The following is a 7,481-nucleotide window of genomic DNA, read 5'->3' on the forward strand; positions in this document are numbered from 1 at the left end:
CAAATCTCCTTACCAGCTCGCCTTGCGCAGGCCCGGAATCTCGCCCTTCATGGCGTGTTCGCGCAGCTTGTTGCGCCCCAGGCCAAACCGGCGGTAGTACCCTTTCGGCCGACCAGTGACGCCGCACCGGTTCGTCTGCCGGACGCGCGCGGAATCACGCGGCAGCTTTTGCAGCGCATGCATGGCTGCCAGGCGTTCTTCGGACGACTTGGTCTCGTCGACCAGGATCGCCTTCAGTTCGGCCCGCTTGGCCGCGTACTTGTTGACCAGTCGCTCGCGCTTTTTCTCGCGTTCGAGCATCGATGTCTTTGCCATGTGCGCCTACCTCGGTTACTGCCGGAACGGGAATCGGAAGGCCTCCAAAAGGGCCTTGGCTTCCGCGTCCGTTCTTGCACTGGTGGTAATCGTGATGTCCATGCCGCGCAATTTGTCGACACGGTCGTAATCGATCTCCGGGAAGATGATCTGTTCTTTGATGCCCATGCTGTAGTTGCCACGGCCATCGAAGGCTTTCGCGGAAAACCCGCGGAAGTCCCGCACGCGCGGCAGCGCTACGCTGATCAGGCGATCCAGGAACTCGTACATCTGCCGCCGGCGCAAGGTGACCTTGCAGCCGATCGGATAGTCATCGCGGATCTTGAACCCGGCGATCGACTTGCGCGCCTTGGTCACGACCGGCTTCTGCCCGGCAATGGCCGTCATGTCGCTGACCGCGTGCTCGATCACCTTCTTGTCCGCGACGGCATCACCCAGACCCATATTCAGGGTCACCTTGGTGACACGCGGGATTTCCATCACGTTGGCATAGCTGAACTGCTCGCGCAGGGCCTGCTTCACCGTGGATTCGTATTCTTCTCTCAAGCGTTCCATAAAACCGTCCGTCCCGCGTTATGCGTCCACGACTTCGCCGTTCGAGCGGAAGACCCGCACCTTACGGCCGTCTTCCAGGGTCTTGAACGACACGCGATCACCCTTGTCGGTTGCTGGGTTGAAGACCATCACGTTGGACACATCGATCGGCATTTCCTTCTCGATGATCCCACCGCCGACGCCCTGTTGCGGGTTCGGCTTCTGATGCTTCTTCACCATGTTGATGTTCTGAACCAGAACCTTGCCATCGAGGACCTTGATAATGGTGCCCCGGCGACCCTTGTCCTTGCCAGAAATCACGACGACATCGTCGCCTTTGCGAATCTTGTTCATCACGTCCTCACAGCACTTCCGGGGCGAGGGAGATAATCTTCATGTACTTCTCCCCTCGCAGTTCACGCGTCACCGGCCCGAAGATACGGGTGCCGATCGGCTGATGCTGGTTGTTCAGCAGGACCGCGGCGTTGCGGTCGAAGCGGATCAGCGATCCATCCGCACGGCGCACGCCCGCGGCCGTGCGCACCACGACGGCGTCATAGACATCGCCCTTCTTCACCTTGCCACGCGGGATCGCATCCTTGACGCTCACCTTGATGACGTCGCCCACCCGGGCGTACCGGCGGTGCGACCCGCCCAGCACCTTGATGCACTGGATGCGTCGGGCACCGCTGTTATCGGCGGCCTCGAGCACGGTCTGCATTTGAATCATGACTTATCTCCTGGCAGCCGATTCAGAGAGCGTCCTGCCCGACCACTTCGATCAGGGCATGATGCTTCTGCTTGGAAATCGGCCGGCATTCACGGATACGAACCCGATCGCCCATGCGCGATACATTTTCTTCGTCATGGACGTGCAGTTTCGTGCTGCGACGAATGAACTTCCCGTACAGCGGATGACGGACGCGACGCTCGACAAGAACCGTGCGGGTCTTGTCCGTCTTGTCGCTAATCACGCGCCCGACGACGGAACGCTGAGTCCTGGAACCTTCTTCGGTCATTGTCTTAACCTGCCCTTCTACGTTCATTCATCAGCGTCTTGATCTGCGCGATCTCGCGCCGCACCTTGCCGACACGATCCGGGCGCGCAAGCTGCCCGACCGACTTCTGCATGCGGAGGCCGAACTGTTCCTTGTAGAGCGCTTCCAGCTCCTGGTCCAGATCGCCGTCCGACTTCTTTCTGAGCTCTTCTGCTTTCATCACATCACCTGCCGACGGGTAAACACCGTCTTGACCGGGAGCTTGGCGGCGGCCAGACGCATTGCCTCACGCGCAACGTCTTCATGCACACCTTCCATCTCGTAGAGCACGCGGCCGGGCTGAATCTTGCAGACCCAGTACTCGACACCGCCCTTGCCCTTGCCCATGCGCACTTCAAGCGGCTTCTTGGTGACCGGGACGTCCGGGAACACCCGGATCCAGATCTTCCCGCCACGCTTGATGTGACGCACCATCGCACGCCGCGCCGCCTCGATCTGGCGCGCGGTAATGCGACCGCGTTCCACGGCCTGAAGGCCGTACTCGCCGAAGCTGACCTTGGCGCCGGTGGAGGCCATGCCCCGGTTCCGGCCCTTGAACTGCTTGCGGAATTTGGTTCTTTTTGGCTGCAACATGGTCTATGTCCTAGCTCGCGTTGGCCGCAGCGCGCGTCCCTTCGACCGGTTCCAGGCCGAAAACTTCGCCCTTGAAGATCCACACCTTGACGCCGATGATCCCGTAGGTCGTACGCGCCTCGGCGAAACCGTAATCGATGTCCGCACGCAGGGTGTGCAGCGGTACGCGGCCTTCGCGGTACCACTCGGAACGCGCGATCTCGGCGCCATTGAGGCGACCGGCCACGTGCACCTTGATGCCCTGAGCACCCAGGCGCATCGCGTTACCCACGGCGCGCTTCATCGCACGACGGAACATGATGCGGCGTTCAAGCTGCTGGGCGATGCCTTCCGCGACCAGCTGGGCTTCGATCTCGGGCTTGCGCACCTCTTCGATATTGATCTTGACGTTGCCCTGCTCCAGGCCCGTCTCGGCTGCCACTTCGCGGCGCAGCTTCTCGATGTCCTCGCCCTTCTTGCCAATCACAATCCCCGGACGTGCCGTGTGAATCGTGATGTGCGCGGCCTTGGCGGGACGCTCGATGGTGATTCGGCTGACCGACGCGTGGGCAAGTTTCTTCTGCAGAAACGTGCGCAGCTTGATGTCGTTGTTCAGCGTTTCACCAAACTCGCGACCGTCCGCGTACCAGGTCGCCGACCACGGGCGAGAAATGCCCAGCCGGATGCCGGTTGGATGTACTTTCTGACCCATGGTTAGTTCGCTCCCTTCTCGCTCACGCCCACTACAATGTGGCTAGTGCGCTTCATGATGCGGTTGCCGCGACCCTTGGCTCGCGCCTGCATGCGCTTGAGAACCGGCCCTTCGTCGATCTGGATGCGCGAGATGCGCAGCTCGTCGATGTCTGCACCGTCATTGTTCTCCGCATTGGCAATCGCGGACTCCAGCACCTTTTTTACAATCGCTGCCGGCTTTTTGGGGCTGAAAGTCAACTCGTTCAGAGCCTCTTCCACCCGCATGCCACGAACCTGGTCGGCGACCAGCCGCGTCTTCTGCGGCGAGATGCGCGCGTAGCGCAGTTTTGCAATCGTCTCCATCGTTCGTCCTCAGCGCGACTTCTTGTTGGCGATGTGACCCTTGAAGGTCCGCGTCAACGCAAACTCGCCCAGCTTGTGGCCGACCATGTTTTCGTTGACCAGCACCGGAATATGCTGACGCCCGTTGTGTACCGCGAGGGTGAGACCCACCATCTGCGGGATGATCATCGAGCGGCGCGACCAGGTCTTGATCGGACGCCGATCGTTCTTCTCGAGCGCCTCATCCACCTTCTTGCGAAGGTGATGATCGACGAACGGGCCTTTCTTCAGTGAACGCGGCATGCTGGCACTCCGTTACTTCTTGCGCCGACGCACGATCATGCCGTCGGTACGTTTGTTGTTGCGGGTCTTGTAACCCTTGGTCGGGCGGCCCCACGGGGTCACCGGGTGACGCCCGAAGTTGCGACCTTCACCACCACCATGCGGGTGGTCGACCGGGTTCATCGCGGTACCACGCACGGTTGGGCGGACACCCATCCAGCGTTTGGCACCGGCCTTCCCGAATTTCTTGAGGCTGTGCTCGCTGTGACCGACTTCGCCGATCGTGGCCCGGCACTCGGACTGGATGCGGCGCATCTCACCGGAGCGCAGGCGAATCGTCGCGTGTGCGCCTTCACGTGCCACGACCTGGGCCGAAGCGCCGGCGGACCGCGCAATCTGCGCTCCCTTCCCCGGCTTCATCTCGATGCAGTGAATCACCGTGCCAACCGGAATGGAGCGCAGCGGCATCGCGTTACCCACGCGAATCGGGGCCTGCGAGCCGCTAGTCACGGCATCACCCTGCTTCAGCCCGCGGGGCGCAATAATGTACCGGCGTTCGCCGTCAGAGTACAGTACTAACGCCAAATGAGCGCTGCGGTTCGGATCATACTCCAGCCGCTCGACCTTGCCGGGCACGCCGTCCTTGTTCCGCTTGAAGTCAACGATGCGGTAGCGCTGCTTGTGGCCACCACCGACGTGCCGCGTGGTAATGCGGCCGGCGTTGTTGCGGCCCCCCGAGCGAGTCTGCTTTTCGAGCAGCGCCGCGTGCGGCGCCCCCTTGTGCAGACCCTCGCCGCGGATCTTCACCGCGTGACGGCGCCCGGCAGAGGTCGGATTGGTCTTGATAATCGCCATGACTAGACCTGTTCTCCTTCACCCATGTCGATGCTCTCGCCTTCAGCGAGGGCCACATAGGCCTTTTTCCAGTGGTTGCGACGCCCGAACATGCGGCCGAAGCGCTTGTTCTTGCCCTGCTGGTTCAGTGTGCGCACGTGCTCCACCCGAACCTCGAACAGCTTCTCGATCGCGGCCTTGATCTCGGCCTTGTCGGCATCCGGCAGCACACGGAACACGTATTGCCCCACTTCGCCGGCATTGGTCGACTTCTCCGACACCACCGGGCCCTGAATAATCTGCATCAGACGCGAATTCATGCCAGCCACTCCTCAAGCTTGCGGATGGCGCCTTCCGTAATCACGACCGTATCGGCCCCGACCAGGTTGGCGGGATTGACACCGCTCACATCGATCACATCCACGTGCGGGACGTTGCTCAACGCACGTTCGGTCATCGCGTCATCCTCGGCCAGCACCACCAGCCCACGCTCCAGGCCGAGCTCGCCGAGCTTGGCAATGCCGTCACGGGTCTTGCCCGACTCGACGGCGAATGCAGCGACCACTTTCAGGCGATCCTGCCGCAGCAGTTCGGAGAGGATGGACGCCATGGCGGCGCGGTACATCTTCTTGTTCAGCTTCTGCGAGAAATCCTGAGTGCGCGCAGCGAACACCTTGCCGCCACCCGTCCACAGCGGGCTGCGAATCGTACCAGCGCGAGCGCGCCCAGTCCCTTTCTGGCGGAACGGCTTGATGCCGCCGCCACTGACCTGGGCCCGGGTCTTCTGGGCACGGGTCCCGCTGCGGGCGCCGGCCAGCTGAGCGACGACGCTCTGATGCACCAGCGGTTCATTGAAATCCCGCTCAAAGCAGGTGGCGGACAGCTCCACGCTGGCCCCGGTATCGGCAGTCGTAACTTGCATTGTTTTAACCCTTCGCCTTCACGGCCGGACGAATCATCACGTCGGTACTCGGCGCGCCCGGCACGGCACCCTGAACCAGGACCAGGCTGCGATCAGCGTCGACGCGCACCACCTTGAGGTTCTGGATGGTTTTACGCTCGGCGCCCATGTGCCCGGCCATCTTCTTGCCCTTGAACACACGGCCCGGGCTCTGGTTCTGACCGATGGAACCCGGAGCGCGATGCGCCAGCGAGTTGCCATGGGTCGCGTCCTGGGTGCGGAAGTTGTGACGCTTCACGGCACCCTGGACGCCCTTGCCCTTGCTCTGAGCGGTCACATCCACGATCTGCCCCTCCTCGAACCGGTCGACGGTGATTGCATCACCGGCAGCCAGGCCTTCGAGGTCGGTCTCGTCGACGCGAAACTCCCACAGACCGCGCCCGGGCTCCACCGACGCCGCGGCGTAGTGCCCGGCCTCCGGCTTGCTTACCCGGGACGGCTTGCGCGAGCCCGCCGTCACCTGGACCGCGTTGTAGCCGTCGCCTTCGGTGCGCTTGATCTGGACCACGCGATTGTTGTCCACCTGTAGCACCGTAACCGGCACAGAGACGCCATCGTCCGTAAAGACGCGCGACATGCCGAGCTTGCGACCGATGAGTCCAAGAGCCATTACAAAACCCCTTCCGTATCAGACGGCGCTAACAAGCGCCCTAAAGCCGTGGCCCGGCGAAAATTCCGCCGGGCCACGGAAAGCCCAATAGTATGGCAGAAAATTTAACGTTAGTTAAGCCTGATCTGAACATTTACGCCTGCAGCCAGATCCAGCTTCATCAGGGCATCCACGGTCTTGTCGGTCGGATCGAGGATATCCATCAGTCGCTTGTGCGTGCGCAGCTCGTACTGGTCCCGCGCGTCCTTGTTGACGTGCGGCGAAACCAGGACGGTATACGCCTCGCTCTTGGTCGGCAGGGGGATCGGGCCCTTGACTCGGGCACCGGTCCGCTTTGCAGTCTCGACGATCTCGGCCGCGGAACGGTCGATCAGTCGATGATCAAAGGCCTTCAGACGAATTCGAATGCGCTGGTTAGCCATCTGGTTCACTCAATAATCTTGGAGACGACGCCGGCGCCCACAGTGCGGCCGCCTTCGCGGATCGCAAAGCGCAGACCGTCTTCCATCGCGATCGGATTGATCAGGGACACCGTCATCTTCACGTTGTCACCCGGCATCACCATCTCGGTGCCTTCCGGAAGCTCCACCGAGCCCGTCACGTCCGTCGTGCGGAAGTAGAACTGCGGACGGTACCCGTTGAAGAACGGCGTGTGACGACCGCCCTCTTCCTTGCCCAGGATATACACCTCGGCCTCGAAGTGCGTGTGCGGGGTAATCGAACCCGGCTTGCACAGCACCTGACCACGCTGGACGTCGTCTCGCTTGGTGCCGCGCAGCAGAATGCCGACGTTGTCGCCCGCTTCGCCCTGATCCAGCAGCTTGCGGAACATCTCGACACCGGTGACGGTGGTCTTCTGCGTGTCGCGAATACCGACGATCTCGATCTCTTCGCCCACCTTCACCACGCCGCGCTCGATACGACCGGTCACCACGGTGCCGCGACCGGAGATCGAGAACACGTCTTCCACCGGCATCAGGTACGCGCCGTCCACGGCACGCTCCGGCTCCGGAATCCAGCTGTCCATCGCCTCGACCAGCTTGTAGATCGCCGGGGCGCCTACTTCGCTCTCGTCACCTTCCAGCGCCTTCAGCGCGGAACCGGTGATGACCGGGGTGTCGTCACCCGGGAAGTCGTACGAGGACAGCAGGTCGCGGACTTCCATCTCGACCAGCTCCAGCAGCTCCGGATCATCGACCATGTCGGCCTTGTTCAGGAACACCACGATGTACGGAACACCGACCTGACGCGCCAGCAGGATGTGCTCGCGGGTCTGCGGCATCGGGCCATCGGCCGCCGA

16 protein-coding genes are annotated in these 7,481 nt (G+C 62.1%); all 16 read right to left on the minus strand.

The window, feature by feature from the left end; translation table 11 throughout:
* Positions 1-9 precede the first annotated feature (9 nt).
* Entirely contained in the window at positions 10-315 is a 306-nt protein-coding gene (gene rpsN, locus G335_RS0112700) for a 30S ribosomal protein S14 (protein WP_019563614.1), read from the minus strand.
* A gap of 15 nt (positions 316-330) precedes the next feature.
* Positions 331-870: a 50S ribosomal protein L5 gene (rplE, locus tag G335_RS0112705; protein ID WP_018146449.1), complete on the minus strand. Its 540-nt coding sequence runs from the start codon at positions 868-870 to the stop codon at positions 331-333.
* Positions 871-888: 18 nt separating this feature from the next.
* Positions 889-1,203, minus strand: coding sequence for a 50S ribosomal protein L24 (rplX, locus tag G335_RS0112710; protein WP_018146450.1), 315 nt, complete (start codon positions 1,201-1,203; stop codon positions 889-891).
* A gap of 7 nt (positions 1,204-1,210) precedes the next feature.
* The gene (rplN, locus tag G335_RS0112715) at positions 1,211-1,579 is read right to left on the minus strand and encodes a 50S ribosomal protein L14 (RefSeq protein WP_018146451.1); all 369 of its coding nucleotides are present in this window, start codon (positions 1,577-1,579) and stop codon (positions 1,211-1,213) included.
* A 22-nt stretch (positions 1,580-1,601) separates the two neighbouring features.
* Entirely contained in the window at positions 1,602-1,868 is a 267-nt protein-coding gene (gene rpsQ, locus G335_RS0112720) for a 30S ribosomal protein S17 (RefSeq protein WP_018146452.1), read from the minus strand.
* A 4-nt stretch (positions 1,869-1,872) separates the two neighbouring features.
* A complete protein-coding gene (gene rpmC / locus G335_RS0112725; RefSeq protein ID WP_018168209.1) occupies positions 1,873-2,067 on the minus strand; it encodes a 50S ribosomal protein L29 in 195 nt (64 codons plus the stop codon).
* Positions 2,067-2,480 carry a 50S ribosomal protein L16 gene (rplP, locus tag G335_RS0112730; RefSeq protein ID WP_017941078.1) on the minus strand — a complete coding sequence of 138 codons (414 nt, stop codon included), beginning with the start codon at positions 2,478-2,480 and terminating at the stop codon, positions 2,067-2,069. The genes rpmC and rplP overlap by 1 nt, the downstream gene beginning before the upstream one ends.
* Before the next feature lie 10 nt (positions 2,481-2,490).
* On the minus strand, positions 2,491-3,171 hold the full coding sequence (rpsC, locus tag G335_RS0112735; RefSeq protein ID WP_018146454.1) for a 30S ribosomal protein S3: 681 nt from the start codon (positions 3,169-3,171) through the stop codon (positions 2,491-2,493).
* Between the two features lie 2 nt (positions 3,172-3,173).
* Entirely contained in the window at positions 3,174-3,515 is a 342-nt protein-coding gene (rplV, locus tag G335_RS0112740) for a 50S ribosomal protein L22 (RefSeq protein WP_018146455.1), read from the minus strand.
* 9 nt (positions 3,516-3,524) lie between these two features.
* Entirely contained in the window at positions 3,525-3,797 is a 273-nt protein-coding gene (gene rpsS / locus G335_RS0112745) for a 30S ribosomal protein S19 (protein ID WP_018146456.1), read from the minus strand.
* Between the two features lie 12 nt (positions 3,798-3,809).
* The gene (rplB, locus tag G335_RS0112750; protein WP_018168210.1) at positions 3,810-4,631 is read right to left on the minus strand and encodes a 50S ribosomal protein L2; all 822 of its coding nucleotides are present in this window, start codon (positions 4,629-4,631) and stop codon (positions 3,810-3,812) included.
* A gap of 2 nt (positions 4,632-4,633) precedes the next feature.
* Positions 4,634-4,930: a 50S ribosomal protein L23 gene (gene rplW / locus G335_RS0112755; RefSeq protein ID WP_018146458.1), complete on the minus strand. Its 297-nt coding sequence runs from the start codon at positions 4,928-4,930 to the stop codon at positions 4,634-4,636.
* Positions 4,927-5,532 (minus strand): 50S ribosomal protein L4, encoded by a 606-nt coding sequence (gene rplD / locus G335_RS0112760; protein ID WP_018168211.1) that lies wholly within the window; start codon positions 5,530-5,532, stop codon positions 4,927-4,929. The genes rplW and rplD overlap by 4 nt, the downstream gene beginning before the upstream one ends.
* Before the next feature lie 4 nt (positions 5,533-5,536).
* A complete protein-coding gene (gene rplC, locus G335_RS0112765; protein WP_018176985.1) occupies positions 5,537-6,181 on the minus strand; it encodes a 50S ribosomal protein L3 in 645 nt (214 codons plus the stop codon).
* A 110-nt stretch (positions 6,182-6,291) separates the two neighbouring features.
* Positions 6,292-6,603 (minus strand): 30S ribosomal protein S10, encoded by a 312-nt coding sequence (gene rpsJ, locus G335_RS0112770; RefSeq protein WP_017941070.1) that lies wholly within the window; start codon positions 6,601-6,603, stop codon positions 6,292-6,294.
* 5 nt (positions 6,604-6,608) lie between these two features.
* Positions 6,609-7,481, minus strand: an 873-nt coding sequence (gene tuf, locus G335_RS0112775) for an elongation factor Tu (protein ID WP_018176986.1), incomplete at its 5' end; no start/stop codon positions are given.

The sequence above is a fragment of the Thioalkalivibrio sp. AKL8 genome (genome assembly GCF_000380525.1).
Classification (GTDB): domain Bacteria; phylum Pseudomonadota; class Gammaproteobacteria; order Ectothiorhodospirales; family Ectothiorhodospiraceae; genus Thioalkalivibrio; species Thioalkalivibrio versutus.